This window comes from Candidatus Ornithobacterium hominis, assembly GCF_951229915.1.
GTDB lineage: Bacteria > Bacteroidota > Bacteroidia > Flavobacteriales > Weeksellaceae > Ornithobacterium > Ornithobacterium hominis.
Genome location: NZ_OX579588.1, coordinates 1,455,001 through 1,476,190, shown reverse-complemented (window position 1 = coordinate 1,476,190; position 21,190 = coordinate 1,455,001). Strand labels below are relative to the sequence as shown.

The 21,190-nt window shown below is 37.3% G+C and carries 18 protein-coding genes and 1 rRNA gene (1 of these 19 cut by a window edge); 14 read left to right on the top strand and 5 right to left on the bottom strand.

The genetic code is table 11. The features are described 5' to 3' along the window. Positions 1 to 8: 8 nt before the first annotated feature. Entirely contained in the window at positions 9 to 2,882 is a 2,874-nt protein-coding gene (gene gcvP, locus QOX03_RS06950) for an aminomethyl-transferring glycine dehydrogenase (protein ID WP_283670558.1), read from the bottom strand. A 103-nt stretch (positions 2,883 to 2,985) separates the two neighbouring features. Here gcvP and QOX03_RS06945 point away from each other — a divergent pair, with 103 nt between their 5' ends. The 5 genes from QOX03_RS06945 (at position 2,986) to obgE (ending at position 6,992) form a co-directional block, all read left to right on the top strand. Next, entirely contained in the window at positions 2,986 to 3,786 is an 801-nt protein-coding gene (locus QOX03_RS06945; protein ID WP_283670557.1) for a UbiA prenyltransferase family protein, read from the top strand. Positions 3,787 to 3,832: 46 nt separating this feature from the next. After that, positions 3,833 to 4,489, top strand: coding sequence for a fructose-6-phosphate aldolase (gene fsa / locus QOX03_RS06940; protein WP_283670556.1), 657 nt, complete (start codon positions 3,833 to 3,835; stop codon positions 4,487 to 4,489). Between the two features lie 108 nt (positions 4,490 to 4,597). Then, positions 4,598 to 5,677 (top strand): DNA replication/repair protein RecF, encoded by a 1,080-nt coding sequence (gene recF, locus QOX03_RS06935; protein WP_283670555.1) that lies wholly within the window; start codon positions 4,598 to 4,600, stop codon positions 5,675 to 5,677. 26 nt (positions 5,678 to 5,703) lie between these two features. Further along, positions 5,704 to 6,000, top strand: a complete 297-nt coding sequence (locus tag QOX03_RS06930) for a DciA family protein (protein WP_119058000.1) — start codon at positions 5,704 to 5,706, stop codon at positions 5,998 to 6,000. After that, a complete protein-coding gene (gene obgE, locus QOX03_RS06925) occupies positions 6,000 to 6,992 on the top strand; it encodes a GTPase ObgE (RefSeq protein WP_394364150.1) in 993 nt (330 codons plus the stop codon). Before QOX03_RS06930 ends, obgE begins: the two co-directional genes overlap by 1 nt. 1 nt (position 6,993) lies before the next feature. On the opposite strand, the gene QOX03_RS06920 is transcribed toward obgE, so the two are convergent. Continuing rightward, positions 6,994 to 7,521, bottom strand: a complete 528-nt coding sequence (locus QOX03_RS06920; RefSeq protein ID WP_283670554.1) for a hypothetical protein — start codon at positions 7,519 to 7,521, stop codon at positions 6,994 to 6,996. A gap of 69 nt (positions 7,522 to 7,590) precedes the next feature. Between QOX03_RS06920 and QOX03_RS06915 the strand changes: the two genes are divergently transcribed. From QOX03_RS06915 to QOX03_RS06900, 4 genes are all read left to right on the top strand, one after another. Continuing rightward, positions 7,591 to 7,902, top strand: coding sequence for a YbaB/EbfC family nucleoid-associated protein (locus QOX03_RS06915; protein WP_221407273.1), 312 nt, complete (start codon positions 7,591 to 7,593; stop codon positions 7,900 to 7,902). 12 nt (positions 7,903 to 7,914) lie between these two features. Next, on the top strand, positions 7,915 to 9,186 hold the full coding sequence (locus QOX03_RS06910; protein WP_283670553.1) for an MFS transporter: 1,272 nt from the start codon (positions 7,915 to 7,917) through the stop codon (positions 9,184 to 9,186). A gap of 93 nt (positions 9,187 to 9,279) precedes the next feature. Further along, on the top strand, positions 9,280 to 10,617 hold the full coding sequence (gene gdhA / locus QOX03_RS06905; RefSeq protein WP_434800600.1) for an NADP-specific glutamate dehydrogenase: 1,338 nt from the start codon (positions 9,280 to 9,282) through the stop codon (positions 10,615 to 10,617). A gap of 450 nt (positions 10,618 to 11,067) precedes the next feature. Then, positions 11,068 to 12,021, top strand: coding sequence for a hypothetical protein (locus QOX03_RS06900; protein WP_283670552.1), 954 nt, complete (start codon positions 11,068 to 11,070; stop codon positions 12,019 to 12,021). Between the two features lie 201 nt (positions 12,022 to 12,222). Here QOX03_RS06900 and QOX03_RS06895 read toward each other — a convergent pair whose 3' ends face one another. Then, positions 12,223 to 13,101: a hypothetical protein gene (locus QOX03_RS06895; RefSeq protein ID WP_283670551.1), complete on the bottom strand. Its 879-nt coding sequence runs from the start codon at positions 13,099 to 13,101 to the stop codon at positions 12,223 to 12,225. 50 nt (positions 13,102 to 13,151) lie between these two features. Between QOX03_RS06895 and QOX03_RS06890 the strand changes: the two genes are divergently transcribed. Then, positions 13,152 to 14,156 (top strand): glycosyltransferase family 4 protein, encoded by a 1,005-nt coding sequence (locus QOX03_RS06890; protein ID WP_283670550.1) that lies wholly within the window; start codon positions 13,152 to 13,154, stop codon positions 14,154 to 14,156. Here QOX03_RS06890 and hemB read toward each other — a convergent pair. Beyond that, entirely contained in the window at positions 14,145 to 15,119 is a 975-nt protein-coding gene (gene hemB, locus QOX03_RS06885; protein WP_283670549.1) for a porphobilinogen synthase, read from the bottom strand. The two genes, QOX03_RS06890 and hemB, sit on opposite strands and share 12 nt — an antisense overlap. A 113-nt stretch (positions 15,120 to 15,232) precedes the next feature. On the opposite strand from hemB, the gene accD reads away from it, so the two are divergent. Next, positions 15,233 to 16,075, top strand: a complete 843-nt coding sequence (gene accD / locus QOX03_RS06880) for an acetyl-CoA carboxylase, carboxyltransferase subunit beta (RefSeq protein WP_119059542.1) — start codon at positions 15,233 to 15,235, stop codon at positions 16,073 to 16,075. Between the two features lie 141 nt (positions 16,076 to 16,216). Here the strand turns inward: accD and QOX03_RS06875 are convergent, their stop codons facing one another. Then, the gene (locus tag QOX03_RS06875; RefSeq protein ID WP_283670548.1) at positions 16,217 to 16,924 is read right to left on the bottom strand and encodes a thiamine diphosphokinase; all 708 of its coding nucleotides are present in this window, start codon (positions 16,922 to 16,924) and stop codon (positions 16,217 to 16,219) included. A gap of 97 nt (positions 16,925 to 17,021) precedes the next feature. On the opposite strand from QOX03_RS06875, the gene hutG reads away from it, so the two are divergent. From hutG to QOX03_RS06860, 3 genes are all read left to right on the top strand, one after another. Beyond that, positions 17,022 to 17,951 carry a formimidoylglutamase gene (gene hutG, locus QOX03_RS06870; protein WP_283670547.1) on the top strand — a complete coding sequence of 310 codons (930 nt, stop codon included), beginning with the start codon at positions 17,022 to 17,024 and terminating at the stop codon, positions 17,949 to 17,951. 405 nt (positions 17,952 to 18,356) lie between these two features. Then, positions 18,357 to 19,424 carry a hypothetical protein gene (locus QOX03_RS06865; RefSeq protein WP_119059920.1) on the top strand — a complete coding sequence of 356 codons (1,068 nt, stop codon included), beginning with the start codon at positions 18,357 to 18,359 and terminating at the stop codon, positions 19,422 to 19,424. Between the two features lie 666 nt (positions 19,425 to 20,090). Beyond that, a 16S ribosomal RNA gene (locus QOX03_RS06860) occupies positions 20,091 to 21,190 on the top strand (it continues 421 nt past the right edge of the window).

Genomic DNA, 21,190 nt, shown 5'->3' with positions numbered 1-21,190 from the left:
TTAGGTTTTCATTTATAATCTTCGGTTGGTGGACAAGTACAGATGAGGTTTCTGTCGCCATAAGCATCATCTATACGTGAAACACTTGGCCAAAATTTCCGCTCTCTTACCCATTCTAGCGGATAAGCGGCTTTTTGTCTCGAATATCCAAAACTCCATTTATCAGCTGTTAAAATTGCTGTGGTGTGAGGCGCATTTTTTAAGACATTATTGTCTTCTGGGTAGTTTCCATTTGCAATCTCATCAATTTCTTTTTTGATTTCGAGTAGAGCTTCAACAAATCGGTCTAGCTCTGCTTTACTTTCACTCTCGGTAGGCTCTATCATTAGCGTGCCCGCCACTGGGAAAGAAACTGTAGGAGCATGAAAACCATAATCCATTAGACGTTTAGCTACATCTACAACTTCTATGCCATATTTTTTAAACGGACGAAAATCGATGATCATTTCATGTGCTACGCGACCATTTTTATTGGTGAACAAAACGTCATAAGCTGTTTCTAATCTTTTTTTGAGGTAATTGGCATTTAAAATGGCAAACTGTGTGCTGCGCTTCAATCCTGTGCTACCCAGTAATCGGATGTAGGAATATGAAATGCTGTGAATCAAAGCTGAGCCAAATGGGGCTGAGGAAATGGCATAAAGTCCTTTTTCTGTATTGCTTCCAGAGTTTACATTTGGATTGCTTGGTAAGAATTCCTTTAGATGTTCTGCTACACAAATCGGCCCAACACCAGGGCCACCGCCACCGTGTGGGATGGCAAAGGTTTTGTGTAAATTTAAATGACAAACATCTGCCCCGACATTGTACGGATTGGTTAAACCTACTTGGGCATTCATATTTGCACCATCCATGTAAACTTGGCCTCCATTTTCATGAATGATTTTTATTACTTCCTTGATGTTGTCATCAAAAAAACCGTAAGTAGAGGGGTAAGTAACCATCAGTGCAGCTAGTTCATTCTTATGTTTCTCTACTTTAGCTTTTAAATCTTCGATGTCAAATTCCCCATTCTCAAGATTTTTGACGATGACGACATTTAATCCTGTCAATACAGCAGAAGCGGGATTGGTTCCGTGTGCGCTTTCTGGAATCACAACCACATTCCTTTGTGTTTGCCCGATGCTTTTCAGGTATTCTTTTATCACCATCAGCCCTGCGTATTCTCCTTGTGCACCTGAGTTTGGCTGGAGAGAAGTGCTGGCAAAGCCAGAAATTTCTGAAAGATAATTTTCTAAGTTATTAATTAGTGTTAAATACCCCTGTGTTTGATCTTGTGGAGCAAAGGGATGAATAGAGCCAAACTCTGCTTTACTCAGCGGTAGCATTTCTGCAGCAGCATTCAATTTCATAGTACAAGAGCCCAGTGGAATCATCGAGTGATTTAGGGCTAAGTCTTTCTTTTCTAGTCGCTTGATGTAGCGCATTAATTCTGTTTCGGTATGGTAGAGATTGAAATTTTCATGCGTTAAAAAATCAGAAGACCTTTTTAAGGCTTTAGGAATTTTGCTTTCAATCGTATCAGGCATTTCAAATTTATATTCTACACCTTGGTATTTAGCAAACCCGCTGATTAAATCTTTAAAGCCTTCGTCGGTAGCAACATCTAGATCGTCTAGCGAAATGCTCACAAAATCGGGATGAAAGAAATTAATATTGATCTCGTAAGATTCCAATAGAGATTTTAATTGATAGCGGTCGATTCCTTTTGTCGAAACACGAATTGTATCAAAAAAGTCATTATCTAAAACTTCAAAATTTAATTCTTGAAGAACTTGTGCTAAATAAACCGCTTTTTTATGAATTGTTTCGGCAATATACTTTAGGCCATTTGGCCCGTGGTAAACGGCATACATTCCTGCCATCACAGCTAATAAAACTTGTGCAGTACAAATATTAGAGGTTGCTTTTTGGCGCTTGATGTGCTGTTCTCTTGTTTGCAAAGCCATACGCAGGGCAGGTTTTCCATTACTGTCTTGACTAAGGCCAATAATCCTCCCTGGGATTTCCCTTTTATATTTTTCTTGGCAAGCCATATAAGCCGCATGTGGCCCACCGAACCCCATCGGAATCCCAAATCGTTGTGTTGTACCGATAGCCGCATCTACACCAAATTCGCCAGGCGCTTTTAGTAAAACCAAGGAGAGAATATCTGCCGCCATAGCTACCTGTATTTCAGCATGGTGTGCTTTCTCTACAAAGTCAGAATAATCGTGGAGTTCACCATGCTTCCCAGGATACTGAACTAAGGCGCCAAAAAAAGCACTAGTTAATTCAATATTTTCATGATTTCCTGTAATAATTTCTATACCTAAGCCAGACGCTTTAGTCTCTAAGACAGATAAAGTTTGTGGTAAAATTAAATCAGAAACGAAAAATTTATTTACATTATTTTTCTTCTGCTCCCTTGTGCGTGAAGAAAAAAACATTGACATGGCCTCAGCTGCAGCGGTTCCTTCGTCTAGCAAAGAAGCATTGGCTATGGGAAGCGCCGTCAAGTCAGAGACCATCGTTTGGAAATTCAGTAAAGCTTGCAAGCGACCTTGAGCGATTTCTGCTTGGTAAGGCGTGTAAGCCGTGTACCACCCTGGGTTTTCTAAAATATTTCGCTGAATCACCGGTGGCAAAATCGTGTTGTGGTAGCCAAAACCAATGTAGCTTCTGTAAATTTTATTCAAAGACCCCAAAGCCTGCATATGGCGAGAAAGCTCTAGCTCAGTCAAAGCTTTTGGTAAATTAATATCTTCGCTTATTCGGATATTTTCTGGCAAAGCCTCATTAATTAATTGGTCAATACTGCTAGCGCCAATGTTCTTTAGCATTTCCTCTTGGTCTGCGCCATGCACGCCAATGTGTCGGAGCGAAAAGTCGTTTGTATTCATGGATGAAAGATTTATTTTTAATAATTTAAAGAATAAATTTACATACTTTTGAATTTATCTAAAAATCATTGAGGCTTAAAGATTTCCACAATTTATTCAACCGATGCTAAAAAAATGGAAAATTCGATGGGTAGAAAACCAAATTTGGGTAGCGATATGTTGTACCGCATTGGCTTTCTTTATTCAAATAAATTTAAATAAAATCAACATCAATTTACTTATTATTCAATTTTTAGCAACACTATCGATGTACAAATTAGCCGTACATAGTCAGCAAATAAATTTTAAAATTTTCAGTTTTCATATTTTATTGCCAGGTTTATTAGCAGCAATTATTGGTTTTGTTTATTTGAAGACAGAAACCCTATTGCTATTGGCTTTTTTAGCAGTGCTTAGCCTGCAATATTCGTTCCCACTTTTAGGTAAAAATTTCAGAAAAATTCAAAGGCTTAAAATTTTCATCATAGCTAGTATTTGGGCGAGTAGCATTGTTTTTCTTCCGATTTTAGATTCAGGTGAATTGATTGGAATTCAAACCCTTTTGCTGTGGGTTAGCATTTTTTTATTTGTATTGGCTATTAGTATTCCTTTTGATTGGCGAGACTCAGATTCTGATGCTGCTGAGCTGAAAACCTTACCGCAAGAGCTAGGGAAAGAGCAAAGTTTGAAATTAGCAAATCGGGTACTTGTTTTATCAATTCTGTTTTTCATTTTAGCACAGGAGACAATAGTTAATTCATTTATTTTCAGTTTTTTATTAACGGTGGTGCTAGCTTCTTTTTTATTCAAAAAATCCTCAAAATTTTCTAAAAAATACTTTGTAAGCTTTTGGGTTGAAATCCTATCTGCGATGCCCTTGCTCATTTATGGAATGCTTCAGCTTTTGAATCAAAAAATTTTCTAAGCCTTAAAAAAATAAAATCCTTAATTTTGAAGCAAACAAATATTGCATGAAATTTTTTATAGATACAGCCAATTTAAGCGAAATAGAAGAAGCTGCAGCTCTAGGAATTTTAGATGGCGTGACGACAAATCCGTCTCTCATGGCGAAAGAAGGCATCACGGGTGGAAAAAATATTTTAAATCATTATAAAAAAATATGTGAATTAGTCGACGGAGATGTGAGTGCAGAAGTCATCGCTACCGATTTTGATGGAATTATAAAGGAGGGTGAAACGCTAGCAGAACTTCATGAGCAAATCGTGGTGAAAGTTCCCATGATAAAGAATGGGCTGAAAGCGATTCATTATTTTTCTCAAAACGGAATTAGAACCAATTGCACTTTGATTTTTTCGGCATCGCAAGCTCTTTTGGCAGCCAAAGCTGGGGCTACTTATGTTTCGCCGTTCGTTGGCAGATTAGATGATATATCCGCAGATGGCTTGCAGTTGATAGAAGATATTCGCGAGATTTATGATAATTATGAATTTATGACAGAAATTTTAGCGGCCTCAGTTCGTCATCCTATGCATATTCACCAGTGTGCATTGATTGGTGCAGATGTTGTTACCACACCACTGGCGGTGATTTCAGCTTTGCTCAATCATCCGTTGACAGACATTGGCTTAGAAAAATTTTTAAACGATTATAAAAAAGGAAATCTCTAAAGGCAGAGATGAATTTTTATTTTTTTTTAAAATTATTTAAGCCTTAAAAAATATTTAGTCAAAAAAAACGTCAAAAAGTAAATTGGCTCTAAGCCCAAAAGAAATTAAATGTATCTCAAGAAAATCCATCTCGTTCATTTTAAAAATTTTCAAGAAAAAAGTTATGATTTTTTGCCTAGAATCAATGCATTCGTGGGCAATAACGGCATGGGGAAGACCAATGTTCTGGATGCGATTTATTATTTAAGTTTTTTTAAAAGTTATTTTAATCACATCGATGCGCAGAATATACACTTTGGCGAAGAGTTTTTTTTTCTAGAAGGTTGGTTTCAGAAAAATGAAAAAGAAGAATGGGTGCAAGTTAGCGTAAAAAAAGGCGAAAAAAAACAAGTTCAGCGTAATAAAAAAAATTACGAGCGAATGGCTGACCACGTAGGGAGCTTCCCCGTAGTCATTATTTCGCCAGCAGACCGTGATTTAATCACAGAAGGAAGCGATGTTCGGCGTAAATTTATAGACCGAATTATCTCTCAGTCAGATGCGCTTTATTTGGCTGATTTACTCAGGTACAATAAGGTACTACAGCAGCGAAATGCTTTGTTGAAATATTTTGCGGCCAATCGCACATTTAATGAATTGCAGCTCACTATTTTTGATAAAGAAATTTTAGAATTAAGCCAAAATATTTACCCCAAAAGAGAAGAGTTTTTGAAAGGATTCATCCCGATTTTTAAATCGTATTACGAGCAAATTTCAACGGGTAAAGAATGTGTTGATATTTCTTACCAAAGTCAATTGCAAGAAAACCCTACCGATTTCCTCAGAAAAGCCTTAGAAAAAGACCGACTTTTGCAATACACCACAGCGGGAGTACATAAAGATGATTTGGAATTTAAATTGGGGGGGAATCGAATTAAAAAATTTGGTTCACAAGGGCAGCAAAAATCTTTTTTAATTGCACTAAAGCTAGCGGAACTGGAAATGATAAAAAAACAGACGCAAATTACCCCGATTCTACTTTTAGATGATATTTTTGATAAACTAGATGAATCTCGGGTAGAGCAAATCATCAGTTTGGTAAATCATGAGCACTTCGGGCAAATATTTTTGAGCGATACACACCCTGAGCGGACAACGAAAATTTTGAAAAAAATTAATGAAGAGCATCAGGTGTTTCATCTTTATTAAAAATTTTTTAAGCCTTAAAAAAAATCATGATGAGAAGGAGAAAAAATGAAATGACAGTAGGCGAGGCGGTAAAAGAATTTATCCGTTGGCACGGCATGGAAGAGCGAGTACTACAGAGTATGGCAGAAGATGCGTGGGAGGAGGAAATGGGCGGTTTTTTAAAGAGTTACACCGAGCGCATTTATGTAAAAAAACGTATTATGTATGTGAAGCTAAATTCACCAGCGCTGAAGGAAGAACTTTCTTTTGGAAAGAGTAAAATTATTGCTCATCTTAACGAAGGCATAGGAGAGGAATTTATTCAAGATTTAAAATTTTTATAATGCAAGATAACTTTATAGACCATGTGAAAATTAATGTCAGTAGCGGGAAAGGTGGAGCAGGCTCCTCGCATTTGCGCCGAGAGAAATACATACCCAAAGGCGGGCCTGATGGTGGTGATGGAGGTAGAGGTGGCCACGTAATCGTACGGGGGAACGACCAATTATGGACGCTTTTTCACTTACGCTATACTCGCCATTTGCACGCAGAGAATGGGAAGCCTGGCGGCAAGCAACGCTCTACGGGTGCAGATGGTGAAGATGTTTATATTGAAGTTCCGCTCGGCACGGTGGTGAAAGATGAAAATGGTGAACAAATTTTTGAAATTACAGAAAATCAACAGGAAAAAATCTTGCTAAAAGGTGGACGTGGAGGCTTAGGGAATTGGCATTTTCGCTCGGCAACTAACCAAACGCCGAGGTATGCCCAGCCCGGGGAAAATGGTGAAGAAATGAGCGTAATTTTTGAACTAAAAGTGTTGGCAGATGTAGGATTGGTGGGATTCCCCAATGCAGGGAAATCTACGCTACTGTCTGTCATCACAGCGGCTAAGCCTAAAATTGCTGATTATCAATTCACAACCTTAACTCCCAATTTGGGTATTGTAGAATACAGGAATCATCAATCTTTTGTAATGGCCGATATACCGGGAATTATTGAAGGAGCAGCAGAAGGGAAAGGCCTAGGGCATCGATTCCTCAGGCATATAGAGCGGAATGCAGTCTTGTTATTGCTCATTTCTGCCGATGCGGAGGATTACGCCAAAGAATATGAAATCCTAATCACGGAATTGAAAAATTACAATCCTGAATTACTAGATAAAGAGCGAGTTTTAGCTATTTCAAAAAGTGATATGCTGGATGATGAACTGAAAGAAGAAATTACCAAAAAATTACCAAAAGACGTTCCGCATGTTTTTATTTCATCAGTGGCACAACAGAATTTAAATCAATTAAAGGATTTACTGTGGAATAAAATAAAGAGCGAAAGCTGATTCAAATTTTTAAATTTCCCATCAAATTAGCCCAAAGCTGTGTATACTTCTTTTGATGTTTTTGAGGGTAAGAAAGTTGAATGGAATAAATCACGTTGACTTTGCTGTTAGCGTTCTCTTTCTCCTTTATCAGAATTCTCTCGTGGTAGATTTTCCCATCATTTTTCCCAAAGCCTATGAAATTATAGCCATAAGGAACTCTAGCAGAATCTTGAATTTTGATTTGATCTTGTATGAAATGAAGATGAGGTTCTAGCCCTGCATTATCATAATCCAACTCTCCAAAAGCAATGATTTTAGCATCATCTAATTTATTGATAAAAGTTTTCCCATCACCATTGGCAGAGCTAGGCTGTGCAGAGAAATGACTGGGGTAACTGAAGCAAAAATTAAAACGATCATTGCAATACTCTATATAATTAAATAATTCTTCATTGGTGATTTCTAGAGGCTTGGCTTCCACAGATTCTATGTTTTTTGATTGGCAACAAAAGAAAATAAAGAATAGAAAAATATAATAGCAACGCATCGTGATAATTTATGCCAAAAATAGAAATAATCTCTTATTAAATAATTATATTGGCACAAAATTTTGAATATGGATATGATGAAAATGCTGGGGCAATTGCAAGAATCCCAACAGCGTGTAGAAACTCTAAAGAAGAAATTGAGCCAGGAAACGATAGAAGAAAAAACTGGAGATCAGTTGCTAAGCGTAGAGGTTTACAAAAACGGACGTTTAAAAAACATTCAAATCGATGATGAGTTGCTAGAAGATAAAGAACAATTGATTGATTATATAATTTTAACTTTAAATAAAGCCTTAGAAAAAGCACAAAAAGATTTTGATAATCAAGTAGAAGCAGAAGCAAGAAAAGGACTGCCGAGTATCCCTGGTATGGGATTTTAAATAATGGCAATAATGCTAAAGAAACAACAATGGGCTTGGGCTTTTTATGATTGGGCGAATAGCGTATATTCCTTGGTCATCACTACGGCTATTTTCCCAATTTATTATGGTGAAATTTTAGATGATACGGCGGGAGTAAAATTTTTAGGAATTTTATTTTCAGACAAAGACATACTGTACTCTTATTCCATCACCACATCATTCATCATTGTTGTTTTGATTTCACCAATTTTATCAGCTATTTCAGACCAAATGGGTGATAAAAAACGATTTCTCAAGATTTTTTCTTGGCTGGGAGCCACTGGTTGCGCTTCACTTTATTTTTTTACAGGCTTAGAAAATTTATGGGTAGGAATCTTCGGGAGTATTTTAGCCAGCGTTGGCTACTGGGGGAGCTTGGTATTCTACAATGCCTACTTGCCAGAAATCGCTACCAAAGAAAAGCAAGATCAGTTATCTGCCGTTGGTTTTGTGTACGGATACATTGGTTCAGCAATTTTACTAATTATTTGTTTAGCTCTCATTATGTTTGTAGACAGATCACTCACGCGGTATTCATTTTTACTGGTAGCATTGTGGTGGATAGGTTTTGCACAAATTACCTTTCGGTATTTGCCAGCAAGTTACTCACAGCCAACCAGCAAAACTCAGAAATCTTTATTCAGCTCCGCACATTTGGAATTGATAAAAGTCGGGAAGAAACTTTTTAAGTACGAGCGTTTAAAGTATTTTCTCATTTCATTTTTCAGCTTGAGTATTGGGATCCAAACCATCAATTATATGGCAACTCGCTTTGGCGACCAAGAATTAGACCTGCCAGCGCAGAATTTAATTATCACAATTTTATTAATCCAATTTGTAGCCGTAGCAGGTTCTTATTTATTCTCGTGGCTATCTTTAAAGTTAGGAAACATCAAAGCTCTGCAATTAGGCTTATTGATATGGACGGGGATTTGCATCGGCGCCTTTCTCATGCGAAAAGACGACCCATGGGTCATGTATAAATTTTATGCACTAGGAGCCTTCGTAGGTTTAGTACTGGGCGGAGTCCAAGCCTTGGCACGGTCATTTTATTCCAAGTTATTACCACCTACGGGAGACTATGCCATTTACTTCAGTTTTTTTGACATTGTAGAGAAATTAGCACTGATTTTAGGCAGCTTTATTTTCGCTCAGGTTTTGTATCTCACGGGCAGCATGCAATATTCAGCTTTGTGCCTAGCCACATTCTTCATTCTTTCAATTTTTCTTTTAAAATTAATTTCAAAAAAAATAAAGGCTTAAAAAAAAACAGAAGTTTTATCATCAAAAGAATAAGGATTAAAATGACTGAGAGGAAATTTAATTTTTTTAAATTTATACTTTAAAAATATAATCATGAGTTTACTAGAAAAATTTATTCAAAAAATAAAAGAAAATAACCCCAATGAACCCGAATTTCATCAAGCGGTAGAAGAAATTGCAGAATCTATTTTACCATTCATAGAAGAAAACGAAAGATACCAAAACAAAAAACTATTGGAACGCATAGCTGAGCCCGAGCGTATAATCATATTCCGTGTGCCATGGGTAGATGACCAAGGCGAAATACAAGTAAACAGAGGTTACCGTATTGAGATGAATTCTGCCATAGGCCCTTACAAAGGAGGGATAAGATTTCACCCAAGTGTGAACCTTAGTATTTTGAAGTTTTTAGCCTTTGAGCAAACATTCAAAAATAGCTTAACGACATTACCGATGGGTGGAGCAAAAGGCGGCTCCAACTTTGACCCCAAAGGAAAATCTGATGCAGAAATCATGCGATTCTGCCAAAGCTTCATGGCAGAGCTTTATCGCCACATTGGCCCAAATACCGACGTCCCAGCTGGTGATATAGGTGTAGGATCTAGAGAAATCGGTTACCTCTTTGGCATGTACAAAAAATTAGCCAATGAATTCACAGGAGTACTTACGGGCAAAGGATTAGAATATGGCGGGTCTTTGATAAGGCCAGAAGCCACTGGCTACGGTGTCATCTATTTTGTGCAGAATATGCTTGAGAGAATCGGAGAGAGTATTGACGGAAAGAGTTTTGTGATTTCAGGTTCAGGAAACGTAGCACAGTTTGCCGCCGAAAAACTCATCGAGCTAGGCGGAAAAGTTTTAACTCTTTCAGACTCTTCAGGATATATTTATGATGAAAACGGAATCAATGAAGAAAAATTAGAATTCATAAAACAACTTAAAAACGAAAAGCGAGGGCGAATCAAAGAATACACCGAGCAATACAATGATGCTCAATATTTCGAAGATGAAAAACCATGGGGGCAAAAATGTGACATTGCACTGCCTTGCGCAACCCAAAACGAGATTCAGAAAGAAGATGCACAAAAGTTAGCCGATAATGGTGTGCAAGCCGTAGTAGAAGGCGCCAATATGCCATCTACGTCAGAGGCAATTCACATCTTCCGGAACAGTGGAATGCTTTATTCGCCAGGAAAAGCCAGTAACGCTGGCGGAGTAGCTACCTCTGGGCTAGAAATGTCTCAAAACTCGCTGAGCCTTAATTGGAGTCGGGAAGAAGTTGATCAGCGGCTCAAAGACATTATGACAGACATTCATGAGCAGTGTGTGAAATACGGTAAAAAAGGAGATGAAATTGATTATATGAAAGGGGCTAATATCGCTGGATTTGTGAAAGTAGCCGAAGCCATGTTAGCACAAGGTGTAGTGTAAATGATCATTTAAGTCCAACTGCCTCAAAAAAAACAAATTTGCGTAATTCAAAAACGTAAAATACATTTGTGGGCAGGTTGAGAAAAGTGAAAAATCTCAACGGGAATTTTTAACAAAAAAATAACGAAATTTTAACAAATGAAATTTGTGAGTTTCAAAATAAAGTGTAAACACACACACACACAAGTAATGAGCTAAACAACTCATTATCAATAACTTATAATAATTTATTGCTTCCCTGCGGGAGCGAACCGCAAAGCCGTGCAAGAAAATCTTGTGCGGTTTTTCTATTTTCACCTGTGTGAGAGTAGTAATTTCTTCAAAAAGAAGAGCCTCACGGGTTGGGGCTCTTTCTAAATGAAGAAGCAAGAAAAAGTTGAAAAAAACCAGCAAAAATTTAATTAAGAAAAGAATAAATCAATAAAAAATTAATCAAAAAAATTAAAAAAAATGAAGAAATTATTACTTTCTTTAACCGTATTATCAGCGGTTGCGGTCACTGCTCAGGTGGGGATTAATACAGAAACCCCAAGTGCTACCCTTAATGTAAAAACGAAGGATGATGCCCAATCTCCTAAAAACTTGGAATTAGAGAACCAAGCAGGAGCCAAGTTAGTCACAGTGTTCAACAACGGAAATGTAGGGATAGGTACTACTACACCTACTAGAACATTAATGGTAAAGAATGAAGTAGCAGTTTTTAGTGATGGTCCTTGGGCTGTTCAGTCTGTAACAGGAAACCAAAATGTTTTATTTGCAGGGTCACGATATAGGGGTGAGATTCTACATCTTATGGAACAGGAAGCAAAAGGTATTAAAGACCACAGTAAAGTGGAGTATAGTAAAAAAGATGATAATTTTGTAAATTTTTTAGGAATTGATTTTAAATCTACTAGGGATAACGATACTTTCCATCATGGTGGATCGGGAGGTATGCGTATCTACGCAGATGGAGATTATTCTTTTAGTAGTAAGCCAAGCCGTATAGAATTTGTCACTACTCCCAATGATGGTATTGATCATCAGACCAGAATGATTATTAATAATGCAGGTAATGTAGGAATAGGTGATGTAGGAGTTCCTACTAACATACTACATGTTAAAGCAGATGCAGACCCACTTAAATTAGAAGGCTTACAAGCTGGTACAGGAGAAGCATTGGTAGTAGGTACAGATGGTGTAGTAAAAAAAGAGGCTATTAATGGTATCCAGAATCAGGCTGATATGTCTTGTACAGCAGATAATGCAGGAAAAATAAACTATACTAATAAAAATGGTACAGGGCAATTTTATTTCTGTGTTCAGTCTGGGACAGAATATATATGGCTATCTATAGATGCTAATTCTAATGGTATCCAAATACATAGACGAACTGGTAATGTGGGAGGGGTTGTTGGAGATTAGAAAGATAATTCAGATAAAAAGGTAAAAGGTGGAGAAGTATCCATAAAAAGTTGGCCTTGGAGCTTAGAAAGCTGTGTAATTATTATATTATCAGTTAAGTTAGCCTCAAGAGTGGTTAAATCTCATCCATTTGCATCATTTTTATTCTAGCTAAATCAAAACACATAATGAGTTCAATGAGAAACAAAATATTAGTCGCTGTCAGTGAGGTTTCTTTAGGTTATCATTTTTTGAATCCACTTCGTTAGACTGGAGTCGGTTTAGGTAAATTTTTGATTTTTTTTCTAGCAGTTCTTTGATGTCAAACGAATTATTGTTTTTCAATAAATTTTGAAATTGTAGTTTATCAGTTTGGACAGCAAAGAAAACAAAGTTGAATACCTTTTCTTCTGGAATTTCTAAAGCCTTAGAAAAAAAATCTTTGGGGACTATGGCTAAAATCTTTTTTGTCGTTTCATCTAATTGGTTATATTTATAGAGTCTTTCTTCTTTTTTGTAATAGCCCGAAATTAATTTATATAAAGTTCCTATATTTAATTTTGTAGGGAGAGGAATCCCAAATAAATTCGGAAACAGATCTCCCATTTTTTCTCGGCGTTGAATCTCTTTGCTTTTAATGTCCAATCCCAATCGGCTGTAGAGAGCACTAATCGTATCAAGATAAGCAACACTGGCCAAGTCGGTCTTTAAATTCCCTGTGAGTGGCGGGTTTGCTACGATTTCATCTAATTGAATGATTTCATTTTCCATCAGTACAACTACTTTCTCTTTAGAGAAAATCTGAGGTGTGATTTCTAAATGTTTTTCGCTCAAAAACTCACCACTAAAACGCAATGAATCGCCAAGCATAGCCTCTATTTCAAAACCGCCAACAATATCAGGGAGTGTATAATTTTTTGTTCGTAGATTTTGAATATAAATACCATTGAAATCTCTAATTTTTTCAGTTAAAACGATGCTACCCTTTATTTTTTTAATTTGAGCGTTAGAAAAACCAAAAAATGAGATAAAAAAAAGAAGGCTTAAAAAATATTTTAAGTCAATAGAAGCTTTTTTAGAAACAATAGTTTTATCTTGCATACATGATTCCTTATAAAATATTGATGGTTTATCCTCAAAAAACAACTTTCGTGAAAAATGATGTCGCCATTCTCCAAGAATTTTGCGAAGTAAAGCAACAACAATTTTTCTTGAAAAAATCTACATTAACATTTTTTTATTACCAATTTAAGGGAATTTTAGAACTTATAAAAAACATCCCGTCCAGAGACTTAGTCTACGTGTGGTTTAATGATTATCATGCTTTTTGGGCATGTTTGCTAGCCAAAATCTTCCGAAAAAAAGTATTAGTTGTAGTCGGTGGATACGACGCGGTATGCATCCCTTCGGTTGAGTTTGGTTTATTTTATAAAAAAAATCTAAGAACACGCTTAGCCCGCTGGGTTTACCAAAATGTTGATCACATTCTTCCAGTAGATGAGAGCATGGTAAAAAGCGAAAACCGCTATGCTGGGGGAGATGCTACCACTGGGATTTTAAATTTTATGCCTGAGCTAAAAACACCTATGACTGTGATTCCTACAGGCTATGCTGCAGGCGATTGGTATGCTAAAGAGAAAAAGAATCAAGTGCTCACAGTCGGGCAGATTTCGGGTAAAAAAGTTTATTGGCTAAAAGGTATTGACTTTTTCTTGAAATTGGCTGAGAGGCACCCTCAAATCAAATTTATAGTTGCCGGCGTACAGCAAGAAAATTTAATTCCAGAAAAATTTAAAGCCTTAAAAAATCTTCAAATTTTACCTCATTTAGAGAAAGAAGAATTAAAAGAATTGTATGCAGAAACTAAAGTTTATGCTCAGTTTTCGCTAAGCGAAGGTTTGCCCAATGTGCTCTGCGAGGCAATGATGAGCGAGTGTGTGCCAGTGGGTTCTGCGGTGAATGGAATTCCTAGAGCCATTGGCGATTGCGGCTATATTTTAAATTCACCCAATTTGGAAGAAGCGAGCGAGAAAATTTTAAAAGCCTTAGAAAATAATGAAATAGGAAAATGTGCCCGAAACCGAATTCTGACGCATTTCCCTGTTTCATTAAGAAAAAAAAGTTTAAATCAAATCATTCATGATTTATTGGACTAAAGCGGCGACTTCCTTTGCAAAGTAAGTATTGATAACGGAAGCGCCAGCTCTTTTGAAAGCAAACATTTGCTCCAAAAGACATTTCTCAAAATCCAAAAAACCGTTGGCAGCAGCGCTTTTTAGCATTGCGTACTCTCCACTCACTTGGTAAACGGCAATGGGTAATTTGCTGTATTCTTTTAGACGATAAATCACGTCGAGATAAGCCAAGCCTGGTTTTACCATCAAAATATCAGCACCCTCTAAGATGTCGTTCTCTGCCTCGTGCAGCGCTTCATCAGCGTTAGCAAAATCCATTTGGTAAGTTTTTTTGTCGCCAAAACCAGGAGCAGAATCCAGTGCATTTCTGAACGGACCGTAGAAAGAGCTAGCATATTTAGCCGTATAACTCATGATGCCTACATCGCTAAAGCCATTGTTTTCTAAAGTTTCACGAATCGCCAAAATTCGCCCATCCATCATATCAGACGGAGCAATGAAGTCAGCTCCTGCCTCGGCATGGCTCAGTGCCATTTGTGCTAAAATTTCGTTGGTTTTGTCATTCAAAATTTTTCCATCTTCCACCACGCCATCGTGCCCGAAAGAAGAATAAGGGTCTAGAGCCACATCGGTGAAGACCAACACGTCAGGGAAATTTTCTTTAATTTTACGAATCGAACGCTGCATCAACCCATTGGGATTCAGAGCCTCGGTACCTTCATTATCTTTTTTATCCGCATCAACTTTGCAATAAATATTCACGGCTTTGATGCCCAATTTTGTTGCTTTTTCAATTTCATCCATCAGTAAATCTAGGCTGAACCTAAAATAATCTGGCATACTGCTGATTTCTTCTTGCGTATTTTCACCTTCCATGATAAAAAGTGGCATCATCAAATCATCGGCTGATACATGATTTTCTCTCACCAGAGAGCGGATACTTTCATTAGTTCTCAATCTTCTATTTCGCTGAAAAGGATACATAATTTTAAATTTTAGTTGAACCAAATTTACAAAAATGCTTTAGCTTTATCAGAAATCTTCCGTTAGAATTAATAATATTTTATACATTTATCTTTTAGAATAAAATTGATTGTATGGCTTGGTTTAGAAGAAAGAAAAAAAATATTCAAACTTCTACAGAAGAAAAGAAAGATACGCCCAAAGGCTTGTGGTACAAAACACCTACAGGTAAAATAATTGAAACAGAGGAGCTTGAGCGTAATAATTATGTAAGTCCCGAAGATGATTTTCATGTAAGGATCGGTTCGCAGCAATATTTTGAAATTCTTTTTGACGACAAAAAATATGAAGAATTACATAAAAATATTGAAAGTAAAGACCCGCTAAATTGGGAAGATTCTAAAAAATATACCGACAGAATCAAAGAAACGAAGAAAAAAACTGGCCTGAAGGATTCCATTCGCACCGCAACGGGAAATTTAGAAGGGAAAAAAGTCGTAGTGAGTGCAATGGATTTTAACTTTATTGGTGGTTCCTTGGGCTCTGCAATGGGTGAGAAAATCGTTCGGGCGATAGACTATTCCATTAAAAATAATTTGCCTTACATTTTGATTTGTAAATCGGGTGGAGCAAGAATGATGGAAGCAGCTCACTCACTAATGCAAATGGCAAAGGTAGAGGCGAAGCTCATTCAGCTAGCAAACAAGAAGTTACCGTACATCACGCTACTCACCGACCCTACATTTGGTGGCATCACGGCCTCCTTTGGTATGATGGGCGACATCACCTTGGCAGAACCTGGTGCTTTGATTGGCTTTGCAGGACCACGTGTAATACGCGAAACAATAGGCCAAGATTTACCCGAAGGTTTCCAAACTTCAGAATTTTTGCTAGAGAAAGGCTTTATAGATGTGATTGTTCACCGCTCGAGTCTGAAAATGAGACTGAGCCAACTTATTGATTTACTGATGGAATAGCAGATGAGTTTAAATTTCAAAATTTTTTAAAAACCTTAGGGAATTTTTTATTGAAAAATTTCCTAAGGCTTAATTTTTTTTATAATTGCTTGCTTAAATAATCATCACAACAGCTAATAATTTTTATAAGGCTAGAAAATTTTAAGAAAAATCCCGATGATATTTGGAAACAAAAACTAGCATTTCACCTTCGTCATACTGAATTTTCACTTCTTCTTCCAAGCTGTGGTTTCGTGTGCTGATGAACCCATTGAGCTGAAGATCAACTTTATCCAAAGGATAAAACAAACCTTCTGAAATTACGTTTTTAGCAAAAGGAAAGGGGTACAGAGAAATGACTCTGTTTTTTGTATCACGTAAAATGACTGGACTTTTTGCAAAAAAGAAAACTGAAAAGTCATCATGAAAACTGATTCTAATTTTATCTTTAAACTTCAGTGCCGTAGATAAATTACCGAGAAAATGGTCGTGCTCTAAACCTGTAGCACCATACACATCTACCGACTGAAATCCACGCTTTTCAATTTCAACCAAAGATTTATAGAAGTCGGTGAAGTCTTGATTGGAACGGCGCAAAACTTCTATGGTAGAATCCAAGTTTTCTAGGCAAATACTATCAAGGTCACCAACTATGATTTCTGGTTGAATCCCTATTTCTAGAGCTTTGGCATAGGCACCGTCCGTACAAAAAATACCATTGAATTTAGAGATGTCAATTTTTTCTTTGGGTGGTTCACCATTGATGATTAAGAGTGCTTTTTTCATAGAATTTTTTAAGGCTTTAGAAATTTTTTCCCCGCCATACAAAGAAGTTTCGCCAGTGTCACCTTTTTTGGTGTAAATTTTCATACATTGTAGCTTTAAATTAAAAGATAAGTAAAATTGAGAAAATTTTAGAATTTTTTTTAAGCCTTAGAAAATTTTAAACAAAATAAAATTAAGAGAAATGAAAGAAGAGTTTAGCCCCGAGTGGTGGCAAGGGCGTATTGATGAAGAAGTTGGGGAGAAAGGCTGGCGGTGGCATCAAGTGATAAAAGCTTATAGCGAAGAAGCGGAAGAAAATAGTTTTGTATTCCTAGGTTTTGCTTGTGATGAAGGCGTGCGACGAAACCAGGGTAGAGTGGGGGCCGCCGCAGCTCCGCAGAAAATCAGACAATTCCTATCAGGCATACCTTATCATCAGCAGTTAAATCTCTTGGATGCTGGGAATATTCTTTGTGAAAATGGAGACTTGGAAAAAGCACGAGAATTGCAAACAGAAAGTGTGAGCCAAATGATTTTGCAGAATCAGAAGCCCATCGTCTTGGGTGGTGGGCATGAGGTGGCTTTGGGTAATTTCGCAGCACTTTTTCAGCATGAGAAAAATATTGGAGTCATTAATATCGATGCTCATTTTGATTTGAGGAAACCATCGCCGCAAACAAATTCTGGCACAGGTTTTTATGAAATGAATGCTTTGGCAGATGAAAATAATTCAAAGTTTAAGTATTTTTGTTTAGGAATTCAGAGTTATGGGAATACACCGATTTTGTTTCAAAAAGCGGATGAAATTGAGGCGAATTACATTTTTGCCGAAGAAATTCATCAAAACTTAAATTGGGAAGAAACTTTGCAGGAATTTATTGAAAAAGTAGATGCGCTTTACTTGACTCTAGATATGGATGTATTTGACGTAGCTTACGCACCTGGCGTTAGCGCCACTTGTGTGAACGGTTTAACGCCCTTCCAAGTACAGAAAATACTGAAACTGGTAAGTAAATCGGGGAAATTAGCGCTGACGGATGTAGCGGAGCTCAACCCCAATTTTGATATTGATGACTGCACAGCGAAATTAGCAGCGTATATGATTGCTTATATTATCGAAAATTGGAAGTGATTTTTTTTAAAGGCTTAGAAAATTTTTGATGAAATAATAATATTTTAACCCGTAGTACAGAATTCATTTACCCCAAATGTATAAAGAATATTGTTTAACTCATTTGTAATAAATACTTTTGCGGAATATGAACAGGAAATGTTTTTTTGATAATTTTAACAAATAAAATTTGGTGATTAAAAAATAAATGTTAAACACACACACACACACACACACACACACACACAATGTAACTACTTAAATTTCAGAAAAGTAGAAGAAAGTTCCGCTGTCCCAAGCGGCTGCGGTTAATCAAAATTTCTAAAAGGAGGATATGCAGGCAATGCTATATATCCTTTTTTTTATTAAAAAAAATAGAGAAAAAATAATAAATATAACAAAATATTAACTTAAAAATAAAGGAAAATGAAGAAATTGTTACTTTCTTTAGCTGTATTATCAGGAGCCGCAGCCACGGCCCAAGTGGGCATCAATACAGATGCTCCAGAGGCGACATTAGACATTCGTGCTAAAGAAGAAGAAGACCAAAAAGGAGACCTGCGCATAGAGGGCGTTGAGAAGAAAGAAAAGACCGACTGGGTTTTAATATGGGAAGAAGAAGATAAAAAGGTGAAGCGCATAAGCCTTTCAGACCTCAAATGGGAAATAATAGTAGATGAAGGGAAAATAAATTATATCCGAGAGAAGTACCCCAAAAAGGCTACTAAAATCATCGATGAAATCAAAAAATGTGCACCAAGGAATGTCGTTTTTGATAAACACTTTGGTGACGGGAAGCATGATTTTGTATATTGTGCCAAGCTGATAAAAGATGAGGCTTCAAATTATTCTAAAACTTGGCTCAACTTCGATTTAGGAGCGGAGTATGCCAATATAAAAAGTGATTTCTTTAACCTAACGAAAAGTTTAGATCGAGAAGGAGCTCATGCTGATGAGAGAACCCATGGCTCATTATTCCAATGGCAGCGGGCAGCAGATGGGCATGAGTTTAAGGACTCACCAACTACTACTGAAATTGTCATAGAGTGGGGCGAGTACAGGAACATAGCTGGAAAATTTGTGACAGGCAGCGACACCTGGGTGGACGCATCAAGTGGTGGGCCATATGATTTATGGATTAATCAAACAGTAAATAACCCCTGCCCTGCTGGGTGGAAAGTTATAGAAGAAAAAGATCTACCCTCAGTTTGGGTTAAAAATGAATCATTTGGTGAATATAAGAAAATTTCTGTTGAAAAACTTAAGGGGATAAACTTGGGTTTTCCGCCATATCGCAAAAGTGATGGAGGATATGATGAATCTGGAGCTTATTGGACTGGGGAGGCTGGAGATAGAATCAGGCAAGATGACGGAGACTGGCAAGGAGAGTATGATTTAGCTCCCAAACCAAGACCAGCAATAAGTTGGATAGGCGACAATTTACCACAAAATGCTATCACAGAAGGAAAAGCTATCCGTTGTGTAAAAGATTAGTAGCCGTATAATAGAAGAGCAGCTGTTGCAAAACCATTTAGCAGCAACTATGCCACTAAGCTTGCGATTTGCAAGCTTTTTTTTAATCCACATCCTTAGTACATTAAAAAAGTAACTCAAAACAAGGATTGAAGTCTTATTATTTTCTAATAGCCAAATTTTCTAAGGCTTAAAAAAAATAGGAAGAGAAAAAACGTTCATCATATAGTCAAAACGTCCGCCATGCGAACACTAATTGATCATTAATAGAGATTAGTTATAATTTCATTCAATATATTAGATACGGATAGTCAAAAAAACGCAAAAATAATTCAAGTCCATTCACTTGTAAATCAATCAATTACAATTTATTTAAAAAAAGTTATAAAAAAACATGGTAAAAAATTTGGAGGGGAATAAAAATAGTATTTATATTTGCCGTCCTTTTGAGAGTGAGAGAGTTATTTGGAAGTTTGATAAAAAAAAAGGATAAATTTTTTTTTGGATTAAAAGAAAAAGAATTTATATATTTGCAGCCCTTTTAGGGTAGAGGAGTTCATAAAGATAGAAATAAGATACAAATTAGAAGACAAAATAAGCAAAAAGAAGCCAAGTGTCAATTTGATGAGTTTGGGGATAGCTTTTCAGTTATAGTTATTATTTAAGACATTAGATAATTAAGGAATAACAACGGAGAGTTTGATCCTGGCTCAGGATGAACGCTAGCGGGAGGCTTAACACATGCAAGCCGAGGGGTATTTAATTTTCGGATTAGAGAGACCGGCGAACGGGTGCGTAACGCGTATGTAACTTGCCCTTATCGGGAGGATAGCCCGAGGAAACTCGGATTAATACTCCATAATAATAATTATGGCATCATAAATATTTAAAAGATTTATCGGATAAGGATAGGCATGCGTCAGATTAGTTAGTTGGTAGTGTAGAGGACTACCAAGGCGATGATCTGTAGGGGGCCTGAGAGGGTGAACCCCCACACTGGTACTGAGACACGGACCAGACTCCTACGGGAGGCAGCAGTGAGGAATATTGGACAATGGGTGGAAGCCTGATCCAGCCATCCCGCGTGCAGGAAGACGGCCCTATGGGTTGTAAACTGCTTTTGTATAGGGATAAATCATCTTACGAGATAGGATGTTGAAGGTACTATACGAATAAGCATCGGCTAACTCCGTGCCAGCAGCCGCGGTAATACGGAGGATGCGAGCGTTATCCGGATTCATTGGGTTTAAAGGGTCCGTAGGCGGGCTAATAAGTCAGTGGTGAAATCTCACAGCTCAACTGTGAAATTGCCATTGATACTGTTAGTCTTGAGTGAGTTTGATGTTGCTGGAATGTGTAGTGTAGCGGTGAAATGCATAGATATTACACGGAACACCGAATGCGAAGGCAGGTAACAAAGACTTAACTGACGCTGATGGACGAAGGCGTGGGGAGCGAACAGGATTAGATACCCTGGTAGTCCACGCAGTAAACGATGCTAACTCGTTTTCGGGGTGAAGAACTTCGGAGACCAAGCGAAAGTGATAAGTTAGCCACCTGGGGAGTACGTTCGCAAGAATGAAACTCAAAGGAATTGACGGGGGCCCGCACAAGCGGTGGAGCATGTGGTTTAATTCGATGATACGCGAGGAACCTTACCAAGGCTTAAATGCATTTTGACGTACCCTGAAAGGGGTATTTCTTCGGACAGGATGCAAGGTGCTGCATGGCTGTCGTCAGCTCGTGCCGTGAGGTGTTAGGTTAAGTCCTGCAACGAGCGCAACCCT

Excerpts from the sequence above, each read along its gene's own strand:
- QOX03_RS06900 (WP_283670552.1), top strand. The coding sequence starts at position 11,068 with ATGAAGAAATTATTACTTTCTTTAACCGTATTATCAGCGGTTGCGGTC.
- hutG (WP_283670547.1), top strand. The coding sequence starts at position 17,022 with ATGAAAGAAGAGTTTAGCCCCGAGTGGTGGCAAGGGCGTATTGATGAA.
- gdhA (WP_434800600.1), top strand. The coding sequence starts at position 9,280 with ATGAGTTTACTAGAAAAATTTATTCAAAAAATAAAAGAAAATAACCCC.
- QOX03_RS06875 (WP_283670548.1), bottom strand. The coding sequence starts at position 16,924 with ATGAAAATTTACACCAAAAAAGGTGACACTGGCGAAACTTCTTTGTAT.
- QOX03_RS06910 (WP_283670553.1), top strand. The coding sequence starts at position 7,915 with ATGCTAAAGAAACAACAATGGGCTTGGGCTTTTTATGATTGGGCGAAT.
- QOX03_RS06920 (WP_283670554.1), bottom strand. The coding sequence starts at position 7,521 with ATGCGTTGCTATTATATTTTTCTATTCTTTATTTTCTTTTGTTGCCAA.
- fsa (WP_283670556.1), top strand. The coding sequence starts at position 3,833 with ATGAAATTTTTTATAGATACAGCCAATTTAAGCGAAATAGAAGAAGCT.
- QOX03_RS06930 (WP_119058000.1), top strand. The coding sequence starts at position 5,704 with ATGATGAGAAGGAGAAAAAATGAAATGACAGTAGGCGAGGCGGTAAAA.
- QOX03_RS06945 (WP_283670557.1), top strand. The coding sequence starts at position 2,986 with ATGCTAAAAAAATGGAAAATTCGATGGGTAGAAAACCAAATTTGGGTA.
- recF (WP_283670555.1), top strand. The coding sequence starts at position 4,598 with ATGTATCTCAAGAAAATCCATCTCGTTCATTTTAAAAATTTTCAAGAA.
- gcvP (WP_283670558.1), bottom strand. The coding sequence starts at position 2,882 with ATGAATACAAACGACTTTTCGCTCCGACACATTGGCGTGCATGGCGCA.
- hemB (WP_283670549.1), bottom strand. The coding sequence starts at position 15,119 with ATGTATCCTTTTCAGCGAAATAGAAGATTGAGAACTAATGAAAGTATC.
- QOX03_RS06915 (WP_221407273.1), top strand. The coding sequence starts at position 7,591 with ATGGATATGATGAAAATGCTGGGGCAATTGCAAGAATCCCAACAGCGT.
- accD (WP_119059542.1), top strand. The coding sequence starts at position 15,233 with ATGGCTTGGTTTAGAAGAAAGAAAAAAAATATTCAAACTTCTACAGAA.
- QOX03_RS06865 (WP_119059920.1), top strand. The coding sequence starts at position 18,357 with ATGAAGAAATTGTTACTTTCTTTAGCTGTATTATCAGGAGCCGCAGCC.
- QOX03_RS06895 (WP_283670551.1), bottom strand. The coding sequence starts at position 13,101 with ATGCAAGATAAAACTATTGTTTCTAAAAAAGCTTCTATTGACTTAAAA.
- obgE (WP_394364150.1), top strand. The coding sequence starts at position 6,000 with ATGCAAGATAACTTTATAGACCATGTGAAAATTAATGTCAGTAGCGGG.